Here is a 25,905-nt window from a genome sequence, read left to right as displayed (position 1 = left end):
GGGGCTGGGCCCGGGCGCCGCTCGGCGGGTGTCACATGGTGTGCGGATCAGACCTCATCTGTCCTTGTCTGTCCTCAGGCGTCACCGAAGATGATGCCGTAGGCCTTGGTGCCCGTGAGGTTGTCGTACAGGACGTCGCCGGTGGACTTCTTCCAGATCTTGATGCGGTAGGTGTCGGGGGCGTTGGTGACGGTGATGCGGAAGCCGTAGCCGCTGGTGCCGTTGACCGTGCCGGAGCCCTGGTACTGGGCTTCCGAGCCGGTGACCACCAACCAGTCGGAGGAGGTGGACTGGAACTTCATCTTGCCGGCCGCGTAGTTGAAGGTGGCGTCGCCGCTGGGGACGGTGGCGCCCTTCTTGTACGCGGCGCCGAAGGTGAAGGCCGCCGGGCCGGTCAGGGTGGGCTTGGCGGGGTAGGCGCCGGCCGGGGAGGCGATGACGCCGACGCCCGCGATGGGACCGGCCGCCCGGTCGTACACGATCAGCTCGGGGAGCTTCGTGGTGTCCGAGCCCCCGTCGTCGTCCGTGACGGTGATCTCCGGACGGTGGATGCCCGCCTTGGTGTAGGTGTGCGCGGCCTCGCAGCCGGTGGCGGTCACCGTGCCCTTGGCCGGCTCGGTGCCGTCCTTCCAGTCGACCTCGCACGTCTGGGTGTCACCGGAGCCCAGGTCCGTGAACTGTGCGGTGACGGTCGCGCTCTTGCCCGCCGCCACCGGGTCACTGGGGCCCTTGGCCGAGGTGATCACCGGGGCCGCGTTGTCGACGGTGACCGTGAGCGTGTCGCTGCTGCGGCCGCCGGTCAGCGTGACCTTGTAGGTGCCGTCGTCGGCGCAGGTGATGGTGGTCAGGATGGCCTTGGCGTCGGAGAAGGTGCAGGGTGCTCCGTCCTCGACGGTCCACTTGGGGTCGCCGGCCCCGGAGATGGTGCCGGTGAGGGAGACGGCGCCGCCCTCGGTGCCGCTCGCGTTCGGGCCGGCGTGGACGATGGTGACCGGGTCGATGCTGGTCAGGGTGGGGACGACCTTCTTCATCAGGCCGTCGGAGTCGAACTCCAGCTTGTCGATGGTGGTTTCACGGTGCATGCCGTCACCGCCGGGGATGGCGAAGCGGTGGTAGGCGATGTACCAGTCGTCGGTGTTCGGGACGTGGACCACGGAGTGATGGCCCGGCCCCTTGATACCGAGGGCGAGGCGCTTTTCCAGGATCACGCCCTGCTTGGTCCAGGGACCGGTGGGCGAGGACCCGGTGGCGTAGGCGACGCGGTAGTTCTCGTCCCGCGTGTCGTTCTCCGACCACATGAAGTAGTAGGTGCCCTTGCGCTTGATGACGAAGGTGCCCTCGTTGTAGCCGCTGGGGGTCATGTTGGTGACCTTCGAGGAGTCGAAGGACACCATGTCGTCGTTCAGCGGCACGACGTACGCCCTGCCGTTGCCCCAGTAGAGGTACGACTGGCCGTCGTCGTCGGTGAAGACCGCCGGGTCGATCATCTGGCCGGTGTAGGCGCCACGGGGGATGAGCGGCTTGCCCAGCGGGTCCTTGAACGGTCCGGTGGGCGAGTCGGACACCGCGACGCCGATGTTCGTGTCGGCCGAGAAGTAGAAGTAGTACTTCCCGTTCTTCTCGGCGATCGTCGGCGCCCAGGCCCGGCTGTCGGCCCAGCTGATGTCAGGACCGAGGTCGAGGATGACGCCGTGGTCCTTCCAGTGGACCAGGTCCTTGGAGGAGTACGCCTTGAACTGCGTGCCGCTCCAGCCCTCGAAGCCGTCGGTGGTCGGGTAGATGTAGAAGGTGTCGCCGAACCTCACGATGTTCGGGTCGGCGTTGAGCCCCGGTAGCACCGGGCTCTTCATCTCCAGGGCCTCGACCGTCCAGGTGCGCTTCTCCCCGTCCGAGCCGGTCACCTCGTACGTCACCGGCTCGGTGAAGTCGTGGAGCGTGCCGGAGGCCGGGCTGATGGACGCGCCGTGGGCGAGGGTGAACTCGGGGGCGAGCGCGGTGAGATCGCTGCCCTCGGTCAGCGGCAGCGTGATCTTGCTGTCCGCGTCGTTGACGATGGCGTCGATCTTCAATGCGGGGTGGGTCGCCGTGGCGATGCCCGTGGTGTTTCCGCTGAGCTCCAGGACCTCGGCGGGCGACAGGGCCCGGTTGTAGATCCGGAAGTCGTCCACCTCGCCACCGAAGTACGGGTCCGGGGAGTACAGGGACTTGCCGATGTAGCCGGAGTAGCCCTTCGACGCGTCGTAGAGCTCGGACGGCTTGATGGTGACGCCGGTCGCCCGGGCCGCCTCGATGCCGTTCACGTAGAGGACCGCCGTCTGGGCCGTGCTGTCCACCGTGACCGTGACGTGCTTCCACTCACCGGGGGTGAGCTGGGAGGCCGCCGTCATCTGCTTCTCGCCCGACCAGGTGGCCTTGGTGATCGCCGAGAACAGCTTGCCGCCGCCGTTGGAGGGTGAGGCGAAGAGGTACTTGTTGTTGTCGGGGCCCAGGCCGAAGAGCCACTGGAAGTTGTCCCCGCCCTTCCACTTGACGTGCGTGGAGACGGTGACACTGTCGGCGCCCTTCAGGACGCCGTTCGGAATCCTGACGTACGGCGAGGTGGTGGAGCTGCTGGAACCGCCGGACATCTTGAACGAGCCGCCGTCCACGCCGGTACCGAAGTCCGGGGTGCGGACGTAGGTGCCGTGATAGCCGTGACCGCTGGAGTCGCGGGTGATGTTGCCGCCGGTCTCGTCGAAGTCGTAGCGCAGGACGAGGTCGGCGGGCACCTCGGCGCCCTCCTCCGAGACCGTGACCTCGGCCTTGACCTTGAGCGCGGCGCCGTCCGGCAGGCTGCCCTCCACCGTGAAGGTGCCGGCCTGCGCGTACGCCGAGGCCGGGACGTCGTCCCAGGTGACGGAGACGGGGCGCTTGACTCCGTCGGCGTACTCGGCGATGACGGTGGCCGGCAGGACCGGCGGGTCACCGATGCGCGTCTTCACCGAGATGTCCTCGACGCTCTCCACGAGCTGGTCGGGCTGGTAGGCGCGCAGCAGCCGGTCGTACTCGGCCTGGGTGACCGGGAGCACCGTGCCGTGCCGTGGCTTCGACGGGAGGTCATAGCCGGTGGACGGGGTCCAGTTGCCGGAGGCGAGGTCCGTCGTCTCGAAGGGGATGTAGCCGCGGCCGCCGAACTCGTCGAGGAAGGAGTACCACTTCTCCTCGGTGTTGGACTTGAAGACCAGCGGCCCCTCGGCGGCGCTCATCGCGTCCTTGCCGATGCCCTCCTTGACGAAGTCCCAGGACAGGTCGAGGAGCGAGTCGCTCTTCTCCTCGAAGATGAACTTGCTGTACGGGGTGGAGGAGGTGTTGTTCCGCTCGTCCTTGGACAGGCGGTAGTACGTCCCGTCGTGCTTGATCACCGTGGAGTCGATGACCGAGTAGCCGCGGTCGATCCAGACCTTGGGCTCGCTGAAGGTGTAGAAGTCGCGGGTGGTGGCGTACATCATGCGGTTGTACGTGTCGCCGGAGTGCGCCTCGTTGTCGTACAGCTTCGACGCCCAGAAGACGACGTACTCGCCGCGCTCCGCGTCGTAGAAGGCCTCCGGCGCCCAGGTGTTGCCGGCCGCGTCGGGCGAGACCTTGACCAGACGCTGGTTGGTCCAGTTCACCAGGTCGGTGGACTCCCAGACCATGATGGACTTGCTGCCGGTGCGCTGCGAGGCATCCCAGCCGTTGCCGTCGTAGATCCGCAGGTCAGTGGCGATCTGGTAGAACTTGTCGCCCTCCGGGGAGCGGATGATGAACGGGTCGCGCAGGCCCTTCTCGCCGAGCGTGGAGGTCAGGACCGGCTTGCCGTCGTTGATCTCCCGCCACTTCAGGGGGTCGTTGCCCTTGCTGAGGGCGGCGTAGAGCTGTTCGCCGTCCGAGGTGCCCTCGCCGGTGAAGTAGCTGAACATGTAGCCCTTGAGCGGGGCCTTGGCGGGGAGTTCGGGCACCTTGGCGGTGAAGACCCGGGTGGCTGTGGCGTCGCCCTTGGTGACGGTGGCGGTCAGGGCCACGGTGGTGTCGCCGTCGCCGTGCGCGGGGCGCTTCACCACGCCGTCGGCGGAGACGACGTCCGGCTCGGCGGACGACCAGCTGACCTTCGTGCCGTAGTCGCCGGTCGCGGGGAGGGTCAGGTTGCCGCGTACGTCGTCGAGGTTGTGGACGGACAGCGCGTCGGCGGCCTGCCGGGTCGCCGTGGCGTCGTCGAAGGCGGCGGGGACCGTGATGTCGAAGGTCTTGGTGTCGGTCACGGGTCCCTTCTTCAGGGTCGCCGTGAGCGTGGCGTGGCCGTCCGGTTCGCCGGCGGCCGGGCGGGTCACGGCGCCGGTGTCGGACACCACGGAAGGGGTGTCGCTCTTCCAGCTGATCGTGGAGCCGCCGGCCGGGCCGGACTTCGGCAGCGTCAGGTCGGAGACGACGGCGCTGGTGTCGCCGAGGCTGAGCGCGGCCTTGTCGGCGGCGACGCCCTCGGTGGCGACGGGGAGGGAGAGCTGCTCGACCTCCGAGCCGGCCAGTGCCCTGTCGTACACCCGGAAGTCGCGGATCTTGCCCTTGAAGAGCTTGTCGCTGGTGTAGACGGACTTGCCGACGTAGTTGGCCGTCGTGGCGCCGGAGCCGATGGAGCCGGGGGTGATGGTGACCGCCGTGTTGCGGGCCACCTCCACGCCGTCCTCGTAGAGGACGCCCGTGGTGCCGGTCTGGGTGTACGTGACGTGCTTCCAGACGGAGCGCTGCAGGGCGGCGGGGCCCGTGGTGGTCTTCTCGGTGGACCAGTTCCCGGACGCGATGGAGGTCCGGAAGGAGTTGCCGGTGGTGAACAGATAGCCGTTGCCGGCGCCGTTGCTGGTGTTGCCGAAGCCGTAGATGAAGTACGGGGTGGTCTGGGTGGCGTCGATCTGCACGTCCATCGAGACGGAGATCGAGTTCATGCCGCTCATGATGTTGTCCGGCACCTTGATGTAGGTGTCGGACCCGTTGAAGGCGAGCCCCTCACCGTTGCCGGTCCAGCCGGCGGCTCCGTTCAGCGTGCCGTTGCGCCCGTTGCCGGACGCGTCGGTCACGGTGGTGCCGGAGGTGGCGTCGAGCTTGTACCAGAGTGCCAGTCCGTCGGTGATCTCCGCCGCCTGCGCGGGGGCGAGCGGACTGGCCAGACCCAGGAAGAGCGACGCGGCGGTCAGCCCGGCGAGATGGCCCGCCCAACGTCTCGCGCGGCTGCGAGGCCGTTCGATGTCGATGTGCGGCATTTTCAAGTCTCCTCGTCGAGACAGGCTCAAGGCACGAAGGAAGGGTTCGTGGCGGGTCCTGACCCCTGCCCGGTCGGCCGAGAGGCGCCCTGCCGTTTCGTCGGTGTGACGTCGTGTTGCGAGAGTGTCAATCGGTGTACAGGGGGGCGTCAAGACTTTTCGAACAATGTCCGACTGGCCGAACGGAATACTTCCGTTGCCTCTCGGCAGCCATGATCTCGTCATACGCGCTCTCGGCATCCGAGATGCCGGCCTCACAACGAAGCCAGGGCCACGGTTGCCCGTGACCCCGGCTCGATGCCACTGGGAGCAACAGCCTTCAGGCCGCTACCGCCCGTTTCCCAAGGCGCGGCGCATCACCCCGGGCTTCTTCTTCTCGGGCGGATGGGCGGGCGGGGGCTCCTTGGTGTAGACGAGTTCCGCGACCGTCACGCGGACGCACCACGTGCTGGTGAAGGCTCGCTCCCATTGCTCGCTCCAGCGTTCCTGGGTCACCTCCACGAGCCAGCTCGTCTCGGAGGTCCGAAAGACGCTCCGCCCGGTCTCCTCAGGCTTCTTGTCCCACGGCCCCCAGGTGCGGCAGACCTGCTCCGCCCGGGACAGAGCCGCCGCCCGGTCGCCCTCGACGTGATACTTCTCCCGCAGCTCCCACGTCGGGTCCGTGGAGAAGTCGGAGTTCGCCTCGACGAGCACGTACCACTGTGCTTCCGGCCCCATGGAGACCTCCCCGCCCCGCGACCACGAACCTCGTCGTGATCTCCCGTTCGCCGCGGCGAGCATAGCTGTCCCCGCGGCGGAGAAGGAGGTGGAGCCGACTGCCGTGATCAGGCGGTCCGCGGCCTCTTTCGTTTCATCGTGGGCGCCATCGTGGGCGTCATCGTTGGCGTCATCGTTGGCGCCTGTGAGCCAGTTCCCTGACCTCCAGCGGCAGCGCGTCGGCGGCCGGCAGCCGCGGCAGCAGATCCGGTTCGAGTGTCAACGCGCGGAAGACGAGCGCGACGGTCACCTCGTGACCCGGCCGGTCCACGATCTCGACCGGGTCACCGGCCCGGATGTCTCCGGGCTCGATCACGCGCAGATACGCGCCCGGCACGGCGGCCTGCGTGAACCGCTTGATCCAGCCGTCGCGCTCCAGCCAGCCCTGGAACGTCGCGCACGGGATCCGCGCGCACGACACCTCCAGGACCACCTGGGGCCCGATGCGCCAACGCTCGCCGATCAGCGCGCCGTTGACGTCGAGACCAAGGGTCGTGAGGTTCTCCCCGAAGACGCCGTTGGCCAGCGGCCTGCCCAACTCCCCCTGCCAGCCGTCGAGGTCCTCGCGGGCGTAGGCGTACACGGCCTGGTCGAAACCGCCGTGGTGCTTCACGTCGTAGACGCGGTCGCCCGCCAGCCCGACCGCGCCCGTGCCCTTGGGGCCGGGAGCGCTGACGGCGACCGGACCGTCAACGGGCCGCTTGTCGATGCCTGTCGCGCCGAGCCCCTTCCACGGGTTGGGCCGAGGCTTGCCGACATTTACGGAGAGCAGCTTCATACGAGCGACGGTACGGGTGCGCCGCACGCCGGTGCGACACGATTACCTGCCACCCTCTCAGTGGCCCGACTCAACGCCGCCTCAACGCCGCCTCAACGCAGCTTCTGCGCGACCTCAGTGGCCCAATAGGTGAGGATGTTCTGCGCCCCGGCCCGCTTGATCCCGGTCAGCGTCTCCAGAATCGCCCGTTCCCGGTCGACCCAGCCCTTCTCGGCGGCGGCCTCGATCATCGAGTACTCACCGGAGATCTGATACGCGGCGACGGGCACGTCCACCGCGTCCGCGACCCGGGCGAGGATGTCGAGGTAGGGCCCGGCGGGCTTCACCATCACCATGTCGGCGCCCTCTTCCAGGTCGAGCGCCAACTCCCGCAGGGATTCCCGTACGTTGGCGGGGTCCTGCTGGTAGGTCTTGCGGTCGCCCTTCAGCGACGAGGCGACGGCTTCCCGGAACGGCCCGTAGAAGGCGGACGAATACTTGGCGGTGTAGGCGAGGATGGCGACGTCCTCGCGCCCGATCTGGTCGAGGGCATCCCGGATGACCCCGACCTGGCCGTCCATCATGCCGCTGGGCCCGACCACATGCGCACCGGCGTCGGCCTGTACCTGGGCCATCTCGGCGTACCGCTCCAGGGTCGCGTCGTTGTCGACGCGACCCTGCTCGTCGAGCACACCGCAGTGTCCGTGGTCGATGGTCTCGTCGAGGCACAGGTCGGACATCACGAGCAGCTCGTCCCCGACCTCGGCCCGCACATCGCGGATGGCGACCTGCAGAATCCCGTCCGGGTCGGTCCCGGGCGTGCCGAGGGCGTCCTTCTTGCTCTCCTCCGGCACCCCGAACAGCATGATCCCGGAAACCCCGGCCTCCACCGCCTCCACGGCGGCCTTCTTCAGACTGTCCCGCGTGTGCTGCACGACCCCGGGCATGGCCGCGATCGGCACGGGCTCACTGACACCTTCGCGCACGAACGCCGGGAGGATGAAGTCGGCGGGGTGCAGCCGGGTCTCGGCGACCATCCGTCGCATCACGGGGCTGGTGCGCAGCCGCCGCGGCCGCGCACCGGGAAAGGATCCGTACTTCGTCATGCCACCTACGCTACGCCTGCCCCACACCCCCCTTTGCCGACGCGCTGTCGAGCCCGCCAGGGCCGCCAGCCACCCCTGCCCTGCCCTGTCCTGTCCGTCCTGTCCGGGAGAACCGAGGAGACCAAGTTGACCCGCAACGTGGAGACGTACTCCGCACTTCGCGAAATCCCCACTGATTTCCTGACCGGTTTCTGCCTGGCCTGCGCGGAGCGCGGGAGCGGAGTGTTCGCGGCTCTGGCCACCCCGACTGAGGCGGAGCGGTTCTTCCACATCCTCGATACCGCCTGGAAGGCGCCGCTCGGCGAAGTGGACGAGGACGAACTCGTCGACATCCTTGAGGATTTCGAAGCGCGAACGGGATCGGTTGATTTCGGCGATCCGGGCAGTAGAACGTTCTCCGTTGTGCAGTCCGCAATGCTCGCAGTAAATGCCATCGCGGTCTGCATGCACCCGAACCCGACCCGAGCCGAGATGTCAGGACAGACGCTCGAAACGATTCTCGGAAGTTTCGACTTCGAGATCGGCGGAAGGAAAGCCAGGGTGGTACGGCCCGGCGAAGAGACGGCGACTGGGCGACTTCAGCGGTTGGAGCAGAATGCCCAGGCTTCCTTTGTCGAATCCGTCCGGTCCCTGACTCGTGATCAAGATGTCAGCCGCCTCGACAGGAGTTTCCTCGAAGCGCTCCGCGATTCCTGCGCACCAGTTCGCGACGAGATCAAGAATGCCGCCGCATCCGTCGCCGAGCTGAACGGCTGGGTACCGCCGAACAGCGGGTGATCACGGTGTACGAGAACGCGCACGAGAACGGCCCCTGACCGTTCACTCCGGTCAGGGGCCGCCCCCCGCTCCACCTACGGCAGTGGACGCGCGCCCACCTTCAGAACCGTCAGGTCGTCGTACTGCGCCTCCGCCGCGAACCGGGCCGCCGCTCGCTGGGCCGCGTGACCGGCCCTCCGGCCTCCACCGCGGCAGCCCTCCGTCGCGAGCCGAAGTCCGCGAGTGCCTCCGCCAGCTTGTGCACCGACGGCTCCGGAGCCATGACGTCGACCCGCAGCCCGTGCTCCTCGGCCGTCTTGGCCGTCGCGGGACCGATGCACGCGATCACGGTCACGTTGTGCGGCTTGCCGGCGATACCGACCAGGTTCCGCACCGTGCTCGACGACGTGAACAGCACCGCGTCGAAGCCACCGCCCTTGATGGCCTCCCGCGTCTCGGCCGGCGGCGGCGAGGCCCGCACGGTCCGGTACGCCGTGACGTCGTCGACCTCCCAGCCCAGCTCGATCAGCCCGGCCACCAGCGTCTCGGTCGCGATGTCGGCCCGCGGCAGGAACACCCGGTCGATGGGGTCGAAGACGGGGTCGTACGGCGGCCAGTCCTCCAGCAGTCCGGCCGCGGACTGCTCCCCGCTCGGCACCAGATCCGGCTTCACACCGAACGCCACGAGCGCATTGGCCGTCTGCTCGCCCACGGCGGCCACCTTGATGCCCGCGAACGCGCGCGCGTCGAGCCCGTACTCCTCGAACTTCTCCCGTACGGCCTTGACCGCGTTCACCGACGTGAAGGCGATCCACTCGTAACGGCCCGTCACAAGTCCCTTGACCGCCCGCTCCATCTGCTGGGGCGTACGCGGCGGCTCGACGGCGATCGTCGGCACCTCGTGCGGCACGGCGCCGTACGAGCGCAGTTGGTCGGAGAGCGACGCCGCCTGCTCCTTCGTACGCGGTACGAGGACCTTCCAGCCGAACAGCGGCTTGGACTCGAACCACGACAACTGGTCACGCTGGGCGGAGGCGGAACGCTCACCGACCACGGCTATCACCGGACGGCCGCCCTCCGGCGAGGGCAGCACCTTCGCCTGCTTCAGCGTCTGTGCGATCGTCCCGAGCGTCGCGGACCAGGTCCGCTGCCGGGTCGTCGTACCGGCGACCGTCACCGTCAGCGGCGTATCGGGCTTGCGGCCCGCGGCCACCAGCTCGCTCGCGGCCGCGCCGACGGAGTCCAGGGTCGTGGAGACCACCACGGTCCCGTCGGACGCGCCGACCTCGGTCCAGCACCGGCCCGAAGCCGTCCGCGCGTCCACGAACCGCACGTCCGCGCCCTGCGCGTCCCGCAGCGGCACACCCGCGTACGCGGGCACACCGACGGCGGTGGCGATACCGGGCACGACCTCGAAGGGCACACCCGCGGCGGCGCAGGCCAGCATCTCCTCGGCGGCGTACGTGTCGAGACCGGGGTCCCCGGTGACCGCACGCACGACCCGCCTGCCGCCCCGTGCGGCCTCCATGACAATATTGGCCGCGTCCCTCGACGCGGGGACCCCAGCGGTGGCTGACGTGCCGTCAACCACCGTGAGCTGAGGCGTGTCCATGCCCGTGCCCGATACGGCGTCCAGCACGGTGACGCCTTGTCTGGCGTGCGTGCGGACGACGTCGAGCACTTCGGGCTCGGCGACCAGGACATCCGCAGTCGCCAGCGCCTCCACGGCGCGCAGTGTGAGCAGTCCCGGATCTCCGGGTCCGGCACCGAGGAAGGTGACGTGACCGTGTTCCAGGCCGGCGGGAAGGGTGGTGGGGCTCAATGTGCTCGCTCCCCCATCAGACCGGCCGCGCCCTTGGCAAGCATCTCGGCAGCGAGTTCACGGCCGAGCGCCATTGCTTGGTCATGTGTCTCGGGCACGGGACCGGTGGTGGACAGCTGCACCAGCGTCGAGCCGTCGGTGGTACCGACGACGCCGCGCAGGCGCATTTCCTTGACAATCTGCCCGTCGGCCAGAAGGTCGGCCAGTGCACCCACAGGTGCGCTGCAGCCGGCCTCCAGGGAGGCGAGCAGGGACCGCTCGGCAGTCACGGCGACCCGGGTGAACGGGTCGTCGAGTCCGGCGAGCGCGGCGACGAGCGCGGTGTCTTGGGCGGTGTGTCCCGCCCTGCACTCGATCGCCAGAGCCCCCTGGCCGGGGGCGGGCAAAACAGTGTCGACCGGAAGGAAGTCCGTGACTTCGTCGATCCGGCCGATACGGCTCAGTCCGGCGGCGGCGAGAACGACGGCGTCGAGCTCGCCCTTCCGCACGTATCCGATGCGCGTGTCGACGTTGCCACGTATGGCGACCGTCTCTATCCGCATCCCGTGACCGCGGGCGTACGCGTTCAGCTGCGCCATGCGGCGCGGCGATCCGGTGCCCACGCGTGCCCCGTCCGGGAGGTCGGTGAACCTCAGGCCGTCGCGGGCGACGAGCGCGTCACGCGGGTCCTCGCGCCGCGGCACCGCGGCCAGCACGAGGTCGTCCGGCTGCGTCGTCGGCAGGTCCTTGAGCGAGTGCACGGCGAAGTCGACCTCGCCCCGCAGCAGCGCGTCGCGCAGGGCGGTCACGAAGACACCCGTGCCGCCGATCTGCGCGAGGTGTTCACGCGTCGTGTCGCCGTACGTGGTGATCTCGACGAGCTCGACAGGCCGTCCGGTCACCTGGCTCACGGCGTCGGCCACTTTCCCGGACTGGGACATGGCGAGTTTGCTGCGCCTCGTCCCCAGCCTCAGTGGCCCCATTTCCGCACTCATGCTCGCCCTCGGTTCTCGGCGTCGTTCTCGGCCCGCGAGACGGAGGCGACCGTTTCGGGGTCCAGGTCGAAGAGGGTCCGCAGCGCGTCCGCGTATCCGGCACCGCCGGGCTCGGCCGCGAGCTGCTTGACCCGTACGGTCGGCGCGTGCAACAGCTTGTCCACCACGCGCCGCACCGTCTGTGTGATCTCGCCCCGCTCCTTCTCGTCGAGGCCGGGCAGCCGTCCGTCGAGCCGCGCGATCTCGTTCGCGACGACATCGGCGGCCATCGTGCGCAGGGCGACGACGGTGGGGGTGATGTGCGCGGCTCGCTGGGCGGCCCCGAAAGCGGCCACCTCGTCGGACACGATCCGCCGCACCATGTCCACGTCCGCCGCCATGGGCGCGTCCGCGGAGGCCTCGGCCAGCGATTCGATGTCCACGAGCCGCACCCCGAGCAGCCGGTGCACGGCGGCGTCGATGTCACGGGGCATGGCGAGGTCGAGCAACGAGAGCACGGGCGCGGGCCGGGGGGCCACGACGACGGGCTCGGGCTTGCGGCGCTCGGGCACCCGCCCGATGGCGGCCGCGGTGGCGGCGAGCGCGGTGATGACCTCGGCGTCGGCTTCGAGCGTGAGAGCGTCGGCTTCGTGCGTACGACGAGTCGCCTCGCGGCGGTCGACGCTGCCGTTGTCCACCCAGGCGGCGTGCTGCTCCAGGGTGGCCGCGTCCATGCCGGCCACCGCGGCCTCGCCCATGACGGAGAAGCCGGTGGCTCCCTGGACGGCGGAGCCCTGTACGGCGGGCAGGTCCAGCGGACAGTTCTCGTCGGTGCCGACGCTGGTGGGCGGCAGGTCTTCCCGTACGACGGTGGGCATGGCGGCGCGTTCCTCGGCCGGTGCGCCCGTACGGCCCTCGACCGCCGCCGCGACGGCCTCGGCGGTCAGGACGAGCCCCGTCGCTCCGGTGCACGAGACGGCGAGGTCGGCACGTGTCAGCTCGCCCGGCACCGCGTCCATCGGTATCGCGCGGGCCGACACATCCGTGTCCTGCCCCTCCTGCAGGATCCGCGCGAGACGCTCCGCGCGGTCCAGCGTGCGGTTGGCGATGACCACTTCGGCCACCCCGGCGCGCGCGAGCGTCGCCGCGGCCAGCGAGGACATGGAGCCCGCGCCGATCACGAGGGCCCGCTTGCCCTTGGCCCAGGCCTCGACGGCCGCCCCCGACGTCAGCTGCTCCAGGCCGAAGGTCACGAGGGACTGCCCGGCCCGGTCGATGCCGGTTTCGGAGTGGGCCCGCTTGCCGACCCGCAGGGACTGCTGGAAGAGGTCGTTGAGGAGCCGGCCCGCCGTGTGCAGTTCCTGCGCGGTGGCGAGCGAGTCCTTGATCTGGCCGAGGATCTGGCCCTCGCCGACGACCATCGAGTCGAGGCCGCAGGCCACCGAGAAGAGGTGGTGGACCGCCCGGTCCTCGTAGTGCACGTACAGATAGGGAGTGAGCTCTTCGAGCCCGACCCCGCTGTGCTGCGCGAGCAGCGTGGAGAGCTCGGCGACACCCGCGTGGAACTTGTCCACGTCGGCGTACAGCTCGATCCGGTTGCAGGTGGCGAGCACCATGGCCTCGGTGGCCGGCTCGGCGGCGATGGTGTCCTGGAGGAGCTTGACCTGCGTGTCCGCGGACAGCGCGGCCCGCTCCAGGACGCTGACCGGAGCGCTGCGGTGGCTCAGCCCGACGACGAGAAGACTCATGCCGGCATCACGGCGGGGACATCCCCGTCCGGTCCCTTCCCGCTCTCCTCGGACACCTCGACCACGGCCTCGGCCTCGGCCAGGGCCAGGGCCTCCTCGCCGGCCTTGCGCTGCTCGTGGAAAGCGAGGATCTGCAGCTCGATGGAGAGATCGACCTTGCGTACGTCGACGCCGTCCGGCACGGACAGCACCGTCGGCGCGAAGTTCAGGATGGACGTCACCCCCGCGGCGACGAGCCGTTCGCACACCTGCTGGGCGGCGCCCGCGGGGGTCGCGATCACGCCGATCGACACGCCGTTGTCCTTGATGATCTTCTCGAGGTCATCGGTGTGCTGCACCGGGATCCCGGCGACGGGCTTGCCGGCCATCGCGGGATCGGCGTCTATGAGGGCGGCGACCCGGAAGCCGCGTGAGGCGAACCCGCCGTAGTTGGCCAGCGCCGCGCCGAGATTACCGATACCGACGATCACGACGGGCCAGTCCTGGGTCAGACCGAGCTCGCGGGAGATCTGGTACACGAGGTATTCGACGTCGTAGCCCACACCGCGCGTCCCATAGGACCCCAGGTACGAGAAGTCCTTGCGCAGCTTCGCGGAATTGACCCCCGCTGCGGCCGCGAGCTCCTCGGAGGAGACCGTGGGAACCGAGCGCTCCGAGAGTGCGGTCAGGGCACGGAGGTACAGCGGAAGCCTGGCGACTGTGGCCTCGGGAATCCCTCGGCTGCGGGTCGCCGGTCGGTGAGTTCGGCCAGTTGCCACGGTGCTCCTGCGGGTAGAGCGGGGCCGGCGGTCACCCATACCTGGACCGCCCCGTCGAATGCAGGCTATGTCTTTGTGAACGCGTGCACAAAGATGGTGTCCGATTTGCCCGCCCAACGTGACCGGGGTCACGTGCCCCTGACAGACGGGTATGGAACCGGCGCACACGCACCTTCGTTCCCTGCTTGATGGGGGCAAAGCCGCACACTCTCCTCTACGCTCCCCGCCCCCGAGGCCGAACCGCCCTCGATCCTAAGTGAATTTGCAGTCCACTTGGAGTGCTCCGTCCGGCCACGGTTCGATTACGCGCCCCCTCACTCCGCGAGGGCCCGCCGCAGCCGGTCCTCGTTCACTCGCCAGAACGTGTGCTGCGCACCGTCCACGAGCACCACGGGGATCTGCTCCCAGTACAAGCGGTGCAGCTCCTCGTCCTGCGTGATGTCCTTCTTCTCCCACGGCATGCCGAGATCCGCACAGACCTTCTCGATGACGTCCTGTGCGTCATCACACAGATGGCAGCCGGGCTTCCCGATCAGTGTGACGAGCCGCTCACGCGGCACGCCCTTCTCCGTACGGCGGCCAGTGCGCCGAAAGATGGGACTCATACCAGCCATTCTCGCGCGCCCCCGGCGTGGCGGGACACGGCGTCCACCCAGCGGGAGCGGCCCGGTTTAACGACACGGTCGCGGAGAGTTCACAGCTTGCAAACCTCCTGACTCGGGAACCACCGAACAAACTGGCTATGCTCACGCCATGGCCGCTCTTGGATGGCTCACTCCCCGTAGGCGCTCCGCCACCGCTCGGAGCGTGTTGGCAGGCGAAGCCTCGGCTGAGGCTGCGCGCAAGTCCTCCCAGGAACTGGAGGAACTCGCTCACGAAGCCACGCCCGACGGATCCGAAGCAGAACCGGAGTTCCCCGTCGTCGGCGACATCAAGGCCGCCGCCTTCTTCGACCTCGACAACACCGTGATGCAGGGCGCCGCGCTGTTCCACTTCGGCCGCGGCCTGTACAAACGCAAGTTCTTCGAGACACGCGAACTCGCCCGGTTCGCCTGGCAGCAGGCCTGGTTCCGGCTGGCGGGCGTCGAGGACCCCGAGCACATGCAGGAGGCCCGCGACTCCGCCCTGTCCATCGTGAAGGGCCACCGCGTCGCCGAGCTGATGTCGATCGGCGAGGAGATCTACGACGAGTACATGGCCGAGCGCATCTGGCCCGGCACCCGCGCACTGGCCCAGGCCCACCTCGACGCGGGCCAGAAGGTGTGGCTCGTCACGGCCGCCCCCGTGGAGATCGCCACCGTGATCGCCCGCCGTCTGGGCCTGACCGGCGCGCTGGGCACGGTCGCCGAGTCCGTCGACGGCGTCTACACCGGCAAACTCGTCGGCGAACCGCTGCACGGACCCGCGAAGGCCGAGGCGGTTCGCGCCCTGGCGGCGGCGGAGGGCCTGGACCTCGGACGCTGCGCCGCGTACAGCGACTCCCACAACGACATCCCGATGCTCTCGCTCGTCGGGCACCCGTACGCGATCAACCCGGACAGCAAGCTCCGCAAGCACGCGCGCACCCTCGAATGGCGCCTGCGCGACTACCGCACGGGCCGCAAGGCGGCGAAGGTCGGCATCCCCGCGGCGGCGGGCGTCGGCGCGGTCGCGGGCGGCACGGCGGCCGCGATCGCCCTGCACCGCCGGCGCCGCTGACACTGCGCCGAGAGCCGCCGCCGGCACTGCGCCGAGAGCGGCCGCCGACGCCCCGCCGAGGGGGCGGCCGCAGGAAAACGCGGGCAATCGTGCTGTCCTACCCGCACATCACGCCCGCCAGTCACGTTCGCGGAACACGGGCACAACACGCCCCGCAGTCAGGCGGAACGCGAACCGATTCGATCAACAACCGGTCACTCTCCGGCACTTGATCAGGCGTCGAACTGTAATAGAAGCGACGTAATCGATGATTTGAGCAACTGGGCGTAGCACTGCCTGTACGAAGCGTTATTCTCCTCAGACGCACAACGGACCCCACACGTCGCTACGACGGGTGAACGGTCCCGTACTGCACGTGATGGAAGCTCTGCCTCTGGGAGTCCCGTGTACCCACACGTCGGGGTTGACGCCTCGGGCCTGGCTACGCTGCGCGCAACGGTCCTCGACCTGTTGCGCGGCTTCGTCCCCACCGCGTACGCCGGCCCCGCCCTCGCTGTCTCCGCCGCGCCCGTCGGCCCGTGCTACGCACTGGCCGAGGGCAGCGCGGCGGTGGGCAGACGGGGCCGCTCGGGCGCGCCGGCCACCACCGCACGCCGCCCGGCCGCGGACAGTGACAGCGCCCGGATGATGGATCTCGTGGAGCGCGCCCAGTCCGGCGAGGCCGAGGCCTTCGGACGCCTCTACGACCAGTACAGCGACACCGTGTACCGCTACATCTATTACCGCGTGGGGGGCAGGGCGACCGCGGAGGACCTCACGAGCGAGACCTTTCTGCGCGCCCTGCGCCGCATCGGCACCTTCACCTGGCAGGGTCGTGACTTCGGCGCCTGGCTGGTCACGATCGCCCGCAACCTCGTCGCCGACCACTTCAAGTCGAGCCGCTTCCGCCTCGAAGTGACCACCGGCGAGATGCTCGACGCCAACGAGGTCGAGCGCTCCCCCGAGGACTCCGTCCTGGAGTCCCTCTCGAACGCGGCACTCCTGGACGCCGTACGTCGCCTCAACCCCCAGCAGCAGGAGTGCGTGACCCTGCGCTTCCTCCAGGGCCTCTCGGTCGCCGAGACCGCCCGCGTGATGGGCAAGAACGAGGGCGCGATCAAGACCCTCCAGTACCGGGCGGTACGCACCCTGGCCCGGCTCCTTCCCGACGACGCCCGCTGAGAACCGCCGAGAACCGCCGATAGCCGCTGAGAACCCGCCCCGCTGAGACCCGTAGACCCCGTACAGAGACGCCCCCTCCGAACAGACCGCCGCACGTCTCACCACCCTCAGCGACCATCAACTCACGTTCCGTAGAAGTCTGTTGGCTTTGCGGTCGATCATCCGTCGTCCGTAACCCATGTGCCGAGCCGCTCGTTGTGCGGGATACAGGCTCCCTGTGGTCACACCTGGCCGTCCCCGATCGCTCGATCGTGTGGATGTGATCAGGTAGTGCAACCCTCAGGACCCCCTGGGGAGTCGACCGTCATGACGAGAGGAGGTGCCGCCAGTGATCGCGAACGTATCGGCGCACCGGCGGGCGAACGCCTTCGCCCAGGCCCTGGAGGAACAGTCCGACCGGGGCCCGGCGGCCGAGCAGTCCGAAGGACCGGCCCCTGCTGCCGCGGCGGACGAGTCCCCGCGCAGTCGGCTGCTGTCCCTGGCGACCGGCCTCGGCGAGCTGCCCAAACCGGCCCTGGATCCCGAGGTCAAGGTCGTTCAGCGGGCCCAGCTGGTGGCCGCGATGGAGGCCATGCTGCGGGAGGGCACGGCCGCGGGGGGCGGGGGTGTGGGCCCTACGGTGCCCGAGCAGCGAAGGCGCCGGACGCGGGGAGCCCACCGGTCGACCGGGCTGCGGAAGTTGCGACCACGGTCCCGCCTGTCGAAGGGCCTCGCAGCGGGCGGGCTCACCGTCGGCGTGGCCGCGGGAGCCTTCAGCGGAGTCGCCGCTGCCAGCTCCGACGCCCTGCCCGGTGACTCGCTCTACGGGCTCAAGCGTGGCATGGAGGACCTCAAGCTGGGCATGGCCGACGGCGACAGCGACCGCGGCCGGCTCTACCTCGACCAGGCCTCCACCCGGCTGAGCGAGGCACGTCGGCTGATGGAGCGCGACCGCTCCGGCCCCCTCGACCACGAGTCCATGGGCGAGGTCCGTCGCGCGCTGTCCGGCATGCGGCACGACGCGGCGGAGGGCCACCGCCTTCTGCACGAGGCGTACGAACGGGACGGCTCGCTCAGCCCCATCCAGTCCCTCTCCGCCTTCTCCCAGTCGCACCGCGACGTGTGGGGCGAGCTGCGCGACCGCCTGCCCGTCCAGCTCGGCGACGTCAGCCGACAGGTGAGCTCGGTCCTCGACGCCATAGACCAGGAGGTCGATCCGCTGCGGTCACTGCTGCCGCAACCACCCTCGCAAGGGGGCACGAGTCGGCAGCCGGGCTCCGGCCCGGCCGCCACCGGCTCCTCGACCGAGGGCAGTCCGGCCGCTCCCAGCACCTCCGGCAGCTCCTCCGCGGACGGCCGCGACAGCAGCGGCAACCCCAAGCCGTCCACCTCGAACACGGAGAGCGAGGGCCTGCTGGGCGGCAACACGGGCGGCCTCTTGGACCCGCCCGAGGACGACACCAGCGCCACACCGTCCAGCAGGACCAGCTCGCCCCCCGAATCGGAGGCCACGGTCCCGCCCCTGTTCCCGGGCCTCCTCCCGGGCCTGGGCATCGACGGCGAGAACACGGACTAGGCGATGCGTCGGTGGGGGCGCCCCTTTTTCACAAGGGGCGCCCCCACCGACGTACAAGAAGCGGACGTACGAGAAGCCGTCAGAAGCTCGGAAACGTCAGAAGAACACCGACCGCCGCTGCACCAGCAACTTGTACAACGTGTGCTGAATCTGCTCCCGGACCTGGTCCGTCAGATTGAACATCAGCATCGGATCCTCAGCCGCCTCCGGCGGATAGCCATCCGTGAGGATCGGCTCACCGAACTGAATCGTCCACTTCGTCGGAAGCGGCACCGCCCCCAACGGACCCAACCACGGAAACGTCGGCGTGATCGGGAAGTACGGGAAGCCCAAGAGGCGCGCGAGGGTCTTCGCGTTGCCGATCATCGGGTAGATCTCCTCCGCCCCGACGATCGAGCAGGGGATGATCGGAGCGCCCTGCCGCAGGGCCGTGGAGACGAAGCCGCCGCGGCCGAAGCGCTGCAGCTTGTAGCGCTCGCCGAACGGTTTGCCGATGCCCTTGAAGCCCTCCGGCATCACACCGACCAGCTCGCCCCGCTCCAGGAGCCGCTCGGCGTCCTGCGCGCACGCGAGCGTGTGGCCGGCCTTGCGGGCCAGCTCGTTGACCACGGGGAGCATGAAGACCAGGTCGGCGGCGAGCAGACGCAGATGGCGGTCGTCGGGATGGTTGTCGTGGACCGCGACCTGCATCATCAGGCCGTCCAGCGGCAGCGTCCCGGAGTGGTTGGCGACGATCAGCGCCCCGCCCTCGGACGGGATGTTCTCGATGCCCTTCACCTCGACACGGAAGTACTTCTCGTAGACGGGCCGCAGCAGCGACATCAGGACCTGGTCGGTCAGCTCCTGGTCGTAACCGAAGTCGTCGACCTCGTAGTCGCCCGTCAGCCTCCGTCGCAGGAAGGCCAGACCACCGGCGATGCGCTGGTCCCAGCCGCCGCCCTGCCTCTCCGGCGAGGGCGCCGGTTCCTCATGCTTCACAGCAACATCATCCTGCAGAATCGTTCGTCCAGGCAGAGGCTGGACCTCGCGTACCGCCGCGGGCTCGCTCCCCCGCCGGCTCCCCGCGCTCCGGCGCCGCGGCGGCCGCTGCACGGCACCCCCACGGGACCGGTCGTCGTCGAACGGAATGACCTTGGCGTCCGCCATCGTTGATGCGCTCCTCAGTTGGCGCTCTGCGTCGGAAGGTTGCCGCCGCGCAGTGGGGGCAGCGCGGCGATCCGGTCGACGGCCCCGGCAAGGGCCTCGGGCGGCAGGAGTCCGGGACCACGGCTGCGCGCGAAGTCCGCGAACGTCTCCGAGGTCGTGTACTTGGGCTGGTATCCCAGCGTCTCTCGCATCTGGTGGGTCGCCACCACCCGGCCGTGCGTGAGCAGCCGCAGCTGCTCGGGCGAGAAGTCCGTCATGCCCAGCGTACGCAAGGCGGAGCCCAGCCAGGTCACCGCGGGCATCAGCACCGGGACGGTGGGGCGGCCGAGCCGCCGGGCGCACTGCGAGAGCAGCAGGACGCCGTCACCGGAGACGTTGAACGTGCCGCTGTTCAGCGTGCCCCGCCGGGGGTCGTGCGAAGCCAGCCGCAACACCTCGATCACATCGTCCTCGTGCACGAACTGCAGCCGCGGGTCGTAGCCGAGCACGGTCGGCAGGACGGGCAGCGAGAAGTACGAAGCGAGCGGCGAGTCCGCGTTCGGCCCGAGGATGTTCGCGAACCGCAGCACGCACACGGCGACATCGGGCCTGCGCCGGGCGAAGCCCCGTACGTATCCCTCGACCTCCACCGTGTCCTTGGCGAAGCCGCCGCTGGGGAGCGACTTGGGCGGGGTCGTCTCGGTGAACACGGCCGGATCGCGGGGCGCGGACCCGTACACGTTCGTACTGGACTTCACGACCAGCCGCTTGACCGCAGGGGACTTCTGAAGGGCCCCGAGAAGCTGCATCGTGCCGATGACGTTGGTCTCCTTGACCGAGGCGCGGCTGCCGCTGCCCAGCGGAGTACCCGTCACGTCCATGTGCACGACCGTGTCGACCGAGTGCTCGGCGAGCAGGCGGGCGATGGTGGGCTGCCTTATGTCGGCCCGAACGAAGTCGGCTCCGCCCAGATGGTGTTCGGGCGTGACCGCGTCCACGGCGACCACCCGGTCCACCTCGGGGTCACGCTGAATCCGCCGTACGAACCGGCCCCCGAGCTGTCGGGCCACCCCGGTCACGAGCACGACCTTTCCCAAGATCAGCGCCTTCCTTCCAGCCCCTCGACGACATTCTGCTCGCCTGTTCGCACTCTGTCGCGTTCCCCGTGACGGCCCACGTTAGCGCCTCGATGTTGCGCTGTGATGACTGCCCGATGCATGAAGTGACGACGAGCCCCGTACGTACGAACAGACCAAGCCATTTGCCTCACAGGCGTTTCATTGCCTCACAGGCCTTTACACAAGTATGGCTGTGGCCCCCCACCGACCGGTGGGGGGCCACAGAGCGCCTGTCTGTCGCAGCGTCACGCAACGCCGTAGACACGGCCGTGAGGGGCGAGGGTCCGCCGAGGCGGGGCCACGACCCTAACGACCCGGTGCCTACTTCTTGTTGCGACGCTGAACGCGAGTGCGCTTGAGCAGCTTGCGGTGCTTCTTCTTGGCCATCCGCTTACGCCGCTTCTTGATAACAGAGCCCACGACTACCCTCGCTCACTTCTCGGACAACCCCCGCCTCGCGGGGACAATCACTCGGTGCGGGGCTGCATTGGGGCCCACACGACCTACGAGGGGCTAGCCTACCCCGCCCGAGCGCCGAGGTTGTAATCGAGGGATCAAGGGGCAATCCGGGGGCGCCGTCCGGGCCACCCCAGGACCACCCTGAGTTCATCGATCAGGCCGTCTCCACCCCCACGTAGGACTCGCGAAGGTACTCGTGAACCGCTTGCTCCGGGACTCGGAAGGACCTCCCAACCCGGATCGCGGGCAGATGACCGCTGTGCACCAGTCGGTACACGGTCATCTTCGACACTCGCATTACCGAGGCGACTTCCGCCACGGTCAGAAACTGAACCTCGTTCAGAGGCCTCTCGCCAGCAGCCATGACACACCTGAACCTTCCGCACTCGACGGGCACCGGCTTCCCCTTCCGGTGACTCTTCGTCGCTGCGTGCTCACCACCCAATGTAGGTGCGGGTGATGCGAGTGGGGAAGAGGGGATGCCATCAGCCGCCTACTGTGACAGGCACGCTCGATTGAGTACATAGCGCGTAAGCGGTCGGTAGTAATCAGACCGCACAGCGTCATCAAGCGGAACGACGACGGACACCCGCCCCTCAGCCTCCCCGACGAACAGCGCCGGATCGTCCGTGTCACCCAGGCCGATGGCCTCGAACCCCAGCTGACCTGCCCCGCAGACCCAGCCGTGGTCCCCCACCACCAGCTCCGGGAGGGGCCCGCCGGCCTCTGCCGCGCCGGCAAGGGCGAGACGAACCGGGAGCGGAGAATGCGAGTGCGCGCCGGTCTCACAACCGGCGGCCTGTGCGCCTGGTTCCCGCACCAGCGCGACTCCTCGTACGTAGTCAAGGTTGTACGTGCGTAGACCGAACCGGGTCGTTATGTCGACACAGCTACCCTGCGCGGGGGTGAGCACGGCACACCCCGCCGCCGAGAGAGCGTCCGCCAAGGCGGCGTAGAAACCGAGCAGTCGGTGCGGGTGACCGGTCCCCAGGAGCACCGGAGAGCGGTTCCGGGCAGCCACCTGGAGCCGTTCCGCAAAGGCGTCGAGCGCCGCCAGGGTCCGCCCGGGATCGATCACATCGGACCCTGATGTGTCCCGTGGATCGGCCGAAACCCCGCACTTCTCCGCCATCAAAGCGATCAAATCCGACTGTTTCCAGGCCCATTCGGGATCCAGTCCGATCAGCACCCGCGGATCCCGCGCGGCGAAGAGCCGATAACTGCGCAGGCTCACTTCACGCGAGGTCGCCACGGACCCGGCCAACCGGGCGGCCAGCAGATGCTCCCGCAACGCTCCAGCACTCAACACGCCAGCGATGCTGGCGCATCCACCCGGCCCTCACGCCCAAAACCCGGAAAACAGCCCACAGTCGGCGTAACGCCCGCTACGGCGCCTGCCCCGGCCGTTGCCGGCGCCACTGGGGCCGCTGGGCGCCACGGGGCGCTACGGGCCGCTGGGCGCCACGGGGGCCAGGGGGCCGCTGAGACCAGGGGCTGCTGGGGCCAGGGGACCCTGGAGTCGCTGGCCCCGGAGGAAGACTCCTTACGCCAGCATGCCCCGCAGCGGAAAGGCCGCCCGCCGAGCCGCGACGATCGCCTGGTCCAGCCGGTCGGCCGGATCGTACCCGGACTCCCAGTCCTTCCAGGCCACAGGCCACCGCCCGTCCGTCATCCGCACCGGCGCCAGCTGCCGCGTACGAGCGAAAACCTCCTGCCGCCAGCTCTCCGGAATCACCGTGTCCGGCGCGATCTCCCGCCCCGCGGCAATCGCGACCAGATGCGTCCAGGAGCGAGGCACCACGTCCACCACCGCATATCCGCCGCCACCCAGCGCGACCCACCGTCCGCCGGCGTACTCGTGCGCCAGCTCGTGACAGGCGACCTGCACCGCCCGCTGCGCGTCCAACGAAACGGCCAGATGCGCCAGCGGATCCTCGAAGTGCGTATCGGCCCCGTGCTGCGTCACCAGCACCTGCGGCCGGAAGTCGGCGATCAGCTCAGGCACCACGGAGTGAAAGGCCCGCAACCACCCCGCGTCCCCCGTCCCGGCGGGCAGCGCCACGTTCACGGCGGAACCCTCCGCACTGTCGGCCCCGGTCTCCTCGGGCCACCCGGTCTGCGGAAACAAGGTCCGGGGGTGCTCGTGCAACGAGATCGTCAGCACGCGCGGATCCTCCCAGAACGCGGCCTGCACCCCGTCCCCGTGATGCACATCCACATCGATGTACGCGACCCGCTCCGCCCCGAGCTCCAGCAGCCGGGCGATCGCCAGCGACGCGTCGTTGTAGATACAGAACCCCGACGCGCCGCCCGGCATCGCATGGTGCAGCCCGCCGGCGAAGTTCACCGCGTGCAGTGCCTCCCCGCGCCACACCGCCTCGGCCGCCCCCACCGACTGCCCGGCGATCAGAGCGGAGGCCTCGTGCATCCCGGCGAAGGCGGGATCGTCCATGGTCCCCAGCCCGTACGAAGAGTCCGCCGCCGCCGGATCCACGGAGGCGGCTCTGACCGCCTCGACGTAGTCCGCGCGATGCACGAGTCGCAACGTCGAATCCCCGGCCGCCTGCGCCGCGACCACCTCCACCTCACGATCAAGGCCGAAAGCCTCGACCAGTCGGCGGGTCAACGCCAATCGGACCGGATCCATCGGGTGATCCGGACCGAAGTCATAGCCCGTTACTGCCTCGTCCCACATCAGCTGTGCGCGGCCGCTCATGTCCGTCACCGTATCGGTCAGGTCCCGGAGCGAACGACTTGGCGTACACCAAGGTCACCAGCACCAACACCATCGGCACCAGCATCGCCCCCCGATAGGTCCACGCATCGCCCAGAGCCCCCACAAGAGGAGAACCGATCAAGAAACCCACATAGTTGAAGATATTCAGCCGCGCGATGGCCGCATCGGCAGCACCGGGGAACAGCCGGCCCGCGGCCGCGAACGTCTGCGGCACCAGCACACACAGCCCCAGCCCCAGCAAGGTGAAGCCGAGCATCCCGACCCACGCCCCCGGCGCCCCCGCCACCACCGCGAAGCCCGCCGCCGCGACCAGTGCCCCCAGCCGCACGACCGCCACGGCCCCGAACCGCCGCACCCCGAAGTCCCCGACGGCCCGCCCGATCAGCGTCGTGACCATGTAGACGTTGTACGGAACGGTCGCCAGCTGCTCCGAACTGCCGAGCACATCCTGCAGATACTTGGCGCTCCAGTTGGAGACGGTCGAGTCCCCGATGTACGCGAAGGTCATCACCAGACACAGCGGCAGCAGCAGCTTGAAGCCGACGGCCCCGGCCTCCCTCTGCCCCTGTCCCTGTCCCTGTCCCACTTTTCCGGGTCCGTCGGAAGCACCGACCCGATCGCCGTCGACGTACCACCGGCTCCCCACCAACGCGAGGGGAAGCAGCACCAGCACCACTGGCAGATACGACACGAACAGCGGCAGATCCCAGTGCGCCCCCACCCACGCGAGCGAGGCCCCGAGGATTCCGCCCAGGCTGTACACCGCGTGGAAGCCGAGCATGATGCTGCGCCCGTACGCGTGCTGCAGGCTCACCCCGAGCATGTTCATGGAGGCGTCGAGCCCGCCGACCGCCAGCCCGAACGCGGCGAGCGACAGCCCTATCTCCCACAGCCTGTCGCCGGCGCCGACACCCAGCAAAGCGAGCAGCACGACGGGCTGCGACCAGCGAAGGACGCGACTTGGCGGCACCCGCTTGACCAACTGCTCCGTGCAGACGCTGCCGACCCCGGCAAGGACCGGCACGGCGGCGAGGAAAGCGGGCAGCAACCCGTCGGAGATCCCGTACTGGTCCTGGATCGCGGGGATGCGCGTCACCAGCAGCGCGAAGGCGACACCCTGAGCGAAGAAGCCGAACGCCAACGAGGCCCGGCCGCGCCGCAGCACATCTGTCATGGCCGCACAGCGTAAGGCCCCGGGCTACTCGTGGGTAGATGAATCTTAAGATGAATGTTGTTCATCTTCAGCAGAGGAGTGCGGGCAGCCCCGGCATCTCCCCGAAAAGCCGGGTGGCCCCCGAGAGTCGCCCTGCGGGCGTCATCGCCGTGAACCCGTACACGTCCATCCCGGCGGCGACGGCCGCCCGCACCCCGAGCGGACTGTCCTCGACGACGGCACACCGCTCCGGCCGGACGCCCATCCGCGCGGCCGCGTGCAGAAACAGATCCGGCGCCGGCTTTCCCCGCCCCACGTCCTGCGAACTGAAGATCCGCTCGTCGTCGAACCACCGGTCGAGCCCGGTCTTCCGATGCCCCACCCGGATCCGCTCATGACTCCCGGAAGACGCCACGCAGTAGGGAACTCCGTCCGCGGCCAGCTTCTCCAGCACCTCCACGGCCCCGGCCACCGGCTCCAACTCCCGCTCGAAGGCAGCGAACACCCGCCGGTGGAAGACGTCGTCGAAGTCCTCGGGCAACCGCTGCCCGGTCCGCTCCAGCACGAGATCGTGGACGCGATGCATGGCGGCGCCCATGTAGTCGCGGAGGGAGTCCTCGTACGAGGTGGGGTGTCCCAACTCGGTGAGATAAGCGGCGAGGAGCTTGTTGGAGATCGGCTCACTGTCCACGAGGACGCCGTCGTTGTCGAAGATGACCAGGTCGTAGCGCATGCCCTGACCCTAGACGGGCCCTGCTTGCCTGTGGTCGGTACCGTCCGGCCGGTGATGCCTGCCGGACGAAGCAAGCCGGATGTTCTGAGCATGCCAATGGCGTGCCACAAGAAAAACCCCCGCGACCGATATTCCGGTCCGGGGGTTTTCCTGAAGAATTGTTCGGCGGCGTCCTACTCTCCCACAGGGTCCCCCCTGCAGTACCATCGGCGCTGAAAGGCTTAGCTTCCGGGTTCGGAA

At 69.0% G+C, this 25,905-nt stretch carries 21 protein-coding genes and 1 rRNA gene; 4 read left to right on the top strand and 18 right to left on the bottom strand.

Annotated features, from left to right (window positions below):
* Nucleotides 1-74: 74 nt before the first annotated feature.
* From FGD71_RS39185 to hemB, 4 genes are all read right to left on the bottom strand, one after another.
* Nucleotides 75-5,270: a family 43 glycosylhydrolase gene (locus tag FGD71_RS39185; RefSeq protein ID WP_119105327.1), complete on the bottom strand. Its 5,196-nt coding sequence runs from the start codon at nt 5,268-5,270 to the stop codon at nt 75-77.
* A gap of 327 nt (nt 5,271-5,597) precedes the next feature.
* Nucleotides 5,598-5,987: a hypothetical protein gene (locus FGD71_RS39180; RefSeq protein WP_119105326.1), complete on the bottom strand. Its 390-nt coding sequence runs from the start codon at nt 5,985-5,987 to the stop codon at nt 5,598-5,600.
* A 169-nt stretch (nt 5,988-6,156) separates the two neighbouring features.
* Nucleotides 6,157-6,804, bottom strand: a complete 648-nt coding sequence (locus tag FGD71_RS39175; RefSeq protein ID WP_119105329.1) for an MOSC domain-containing protein — start codon at nt 6,802-6,804, stop codon at nt 6,157-6,159.
* Between the two features lie 92 nt (nt 6,805-6,896).
* Nucleotides 6,897-7,889 (bottom strand): porphobilinogen synthase, encoded by a 993-nt coding sequence (hemB, locus tag FGD71_RS39170; RefSeq protein WP_119105325.1) that lies wholly within the window; start codon nt 7,887-7,889, stop codon nt 6,897-6,899.
* 126 nt (nt 7,890-8,015) lie between these two features.
* Between hemB and FGD71_RS39165 the strand changes: the two genes are divergently transcribed.
* A complete protein-coding gene (locus FGD71_RS39165; protein ID WP_119105324.1) occupies nt 8,016-8,666 on the top strand; it encodes a hypothetical protein in 651 nt (216 codons plus the stop codon).
* Between the two features lie 109 nt (nt 8,667-8,775).
* Here FGD71_RS39165 and FGD71_RS39160 read toward each other — a convergent pair whose 3' ends face one another.
* From FGD71_RS39160 to FGD71_RS39140, 5 genes are all read right to left on the bottom strand, one after another.
* Nucleotides 8,776-10,467, bottom strand: coding sequence for a bifunctional uroporphyrinogen-III C-methyltransferase/uroporphyrinogen-III synthase (locus tag FGD71_RS39160; protein WP_119105323.1), 1,692 nt, complete (start codon nt 10,465-10,467; stop codon nt 8,776-8,778).
* The gene (gene hemC / locus FGD71_RS39155) at nt 10,464-11,429 is read right to left on the bottom strand and encodes a hydroxymethylbilane synthase (RefSeq protein WP_119105322.1); all 966 of its coding nucleotides are present in this window, start codon (nt 11,427-11,429) and stop codon (nt 10,464-10,466) included. Before hemC ends, FGD71_RS39160 begins: the two co-directional genes overlap by 4 nt.
* Nucleotides 11,430-11,437: 8 nt before the next feature.
* The gene (locus FGD71_RS39150) at nt 11,438-13,168 is read right to left on the bottom strand and encodes a glutamyl-tRNA reductase (protein ID WP_119105321.1); all 1,731 of its coding nucleotides are present in this window, start codon (nt 13,166-13,168) and stop codon (nt 11,438-11,440) included.
* Nucleotides 13,165-13,926: a redox-sensing transcriptional repressor Rex gene (locus FGD71_RS39145; protein WP_119105320.1), complete on the bottom strand. Its 762-nt coding sequence runs from the start codon at nt 13,924-13,926 to the stop codon at nt 13,165-13,167. The genes FGD71_RS39150 and FGD71_RS39145 overlap by 4 nt, the downstream gene beginning before the upstream one ends.
* A gap of 314 nt (nt 13,927-14,240) precedes the next feature.
* The gene (locus FGD71_RS39140) at nt 14,241-14,540 is read right to left on the bottom strand and encodes a glutaredoxin family protein (protein WP_420878390.1); all 300 of its coding nucleotides are present in this window, start codon (nt 14,538-14,540) and stop codon (nt 14,241-14,243) included.
* 139 nt (nt 14,541-14,679) lie between these two features.
* On the opposite strand from FGD71_RS39140, the gene FGD71_RS39135 reads away from it, so the two are divergent.
* The 3 genes from FGD71_RS39135 (at nt 14,680) to FGD71_RS39125 (ending at nt 18,340) form a co-directional block, all read left to right on the top strand.
* Nucleotides 14,680-15,624: an HAD family hydrolase gene (locus tag FGD71_RS39135; protein WP_119105318.1), complete on the top strand. Its 945-nt coding sequence runs from the start codon at nt 14,680-14,682 to the stop codon at nt 15,622-15,624.
* A gap of 384 nt (nt 15,625-16,008) precedes the next feature.
* Entirely contained in the window at nt 16,009-16,785 is a 777-nt protein-coding gene (locus tag FGD71_RS39130) for an ECF subfamily RNA polymerase sigma factor, BldN family (RefSeq protein ID WP_119105317.1), read from the top strand.
* A 328-nt stretch (nt 16,786-17,113) separates the two neighbouring features.
* Nucleotides 17,114-18,340, top strand: coding sequence for a DUF5667 domain-containing protein (locus FGD71_RS39125; protein WP_119105316.1), 1,227 nt, complete (start codon nt 17,114-17,116; stop codon nt 18,338-18,340).
* A gap of 96 nt (nt 18,341-18,436) precedes the next feature.
* Here FGD71_RS39125 and FGD71_RS39120 read toward each other — a convergent pair whose 3' ends face one another.
* The 9 genes from FGD71_RS39120 to rrf all read right to left on the bottom strand — a co-directional run.
* Complete coding sequence (locus FGD71_RS39120; protein WP_119105315.1) at nt 18,437-19,486, bottom strand: lysophospholipid acyltransferase family protein; 1,050 nt, start codon at nt 19,484-19,486, stop codon at nt 18,437-18,439.
* A gap of 14 nt (nt 19,487-19,500) precedes the next feature.
* Nucleotides 19,501-20,562 carry an NAD-dependent epimerase/dehydratase family protein gene (locus FGD71_RS39115; RefSeq protein WP_119105314.1) on the bottom strand — a complete coding sequence of 354 codons (1,062 nt, stop codon included), beginning with the start codon at nt 20,560-20,562 and terminating at the stop codon, nt 19,501-19,503.
* Nucleotides 20,563-20,904: 342 nt separating this feature from the next.
* Nucleotides 20,905-21,003 (bottom strand): 30S ribosomal protein bS22, encoded by a 99-nt coding sequence (locus tag FGD71_RS39110; RefSeq protein ID WP_003948845.1) that lies wholly within the window; start codon nt 21,001-21,003, stop codon nt 20,905-20,907.
* 193 nt (nt 21,004-21,196) lie between these two features.
* Nucleotides 21,197-21,406, bottom strand: a complete 210-nt coding sequence (locus FGD71_RS39105) for a helix-turn-helix domain-containing protein (RefSeq protein WP_093781815.1) — start codon at nt 21,404-21,406, stop codon at nt 21,197-21,199.
* A gap of 129 nt (nt 21,407-21,535) precedes the next feature.
* The gene (locus tag FGD71_RS39100; RefSeq protein WP_119105312.1) at nt 21,536-22,351 is read right to left on the bottom strand and encodes a phosphatase; all 816 of its coding nucleotides are present in this window, start codon (nt 22,349-22,351) and stop codon (nt 21,536-21,538) included.
* A 234-nt stretch (nt 22,352-22,585) separates the two neighbouring features.
* Entirely contained in the window at nt 22,586-23,758 is a 1,173-nt protein-coding gene (locus FGD71_RS39095) for an acetoin utilization protein AcuC (RefSeq protein ID WP_119105328.1), read from the bottom strand.
* Nucleotides 23,709-24,953, bottom strand: coding sequence for an MFS transporter (locus FGD71_RS39090; protein ID WP_119105311.1), 1,245 nt, complete (start codon nt 24,951-24,953; stop codon nt 23,709-23,711). Before FGD71_RS39090 ends, FGD71_RS39095 begins: the two co-directional genes overlap by 50 nt.
* Before the next feature lie 67 nt (nt 24,954-25,020).
* Nucleotides 25,021-25,665 (bottom strand): HAD family hydrolase, encoded by a 645-nt coding sequence (locus tag FGD71_RS39085; protein WP_119105310.1) that lies wholly within the window; start codon nt 25,663-25,665, stop codon nt 25,021-25,023.
* 160 nt (nt 25,666-25,825) lie between these two features.
* A 5S ribosomal RNA gene (rrf, locus tag FGD71_RS39080) occupies nt 25,826-25,905 on the bottom strand; the annotation flags it as partial.

Origin of the sequence: Streptomyces sporangiiformans (assembly GCF_005768555.2) — a bacterium.
Lineage (GTDB): Bacteria > Actinomycetota > Actinomycetes > Streptomycetales > Streptomycetaceae > Streptomyces > Streptomyces sporangiiformans.
This window is presented reverse-complemented; position numbering and strand designations above follow the sequence as displayed.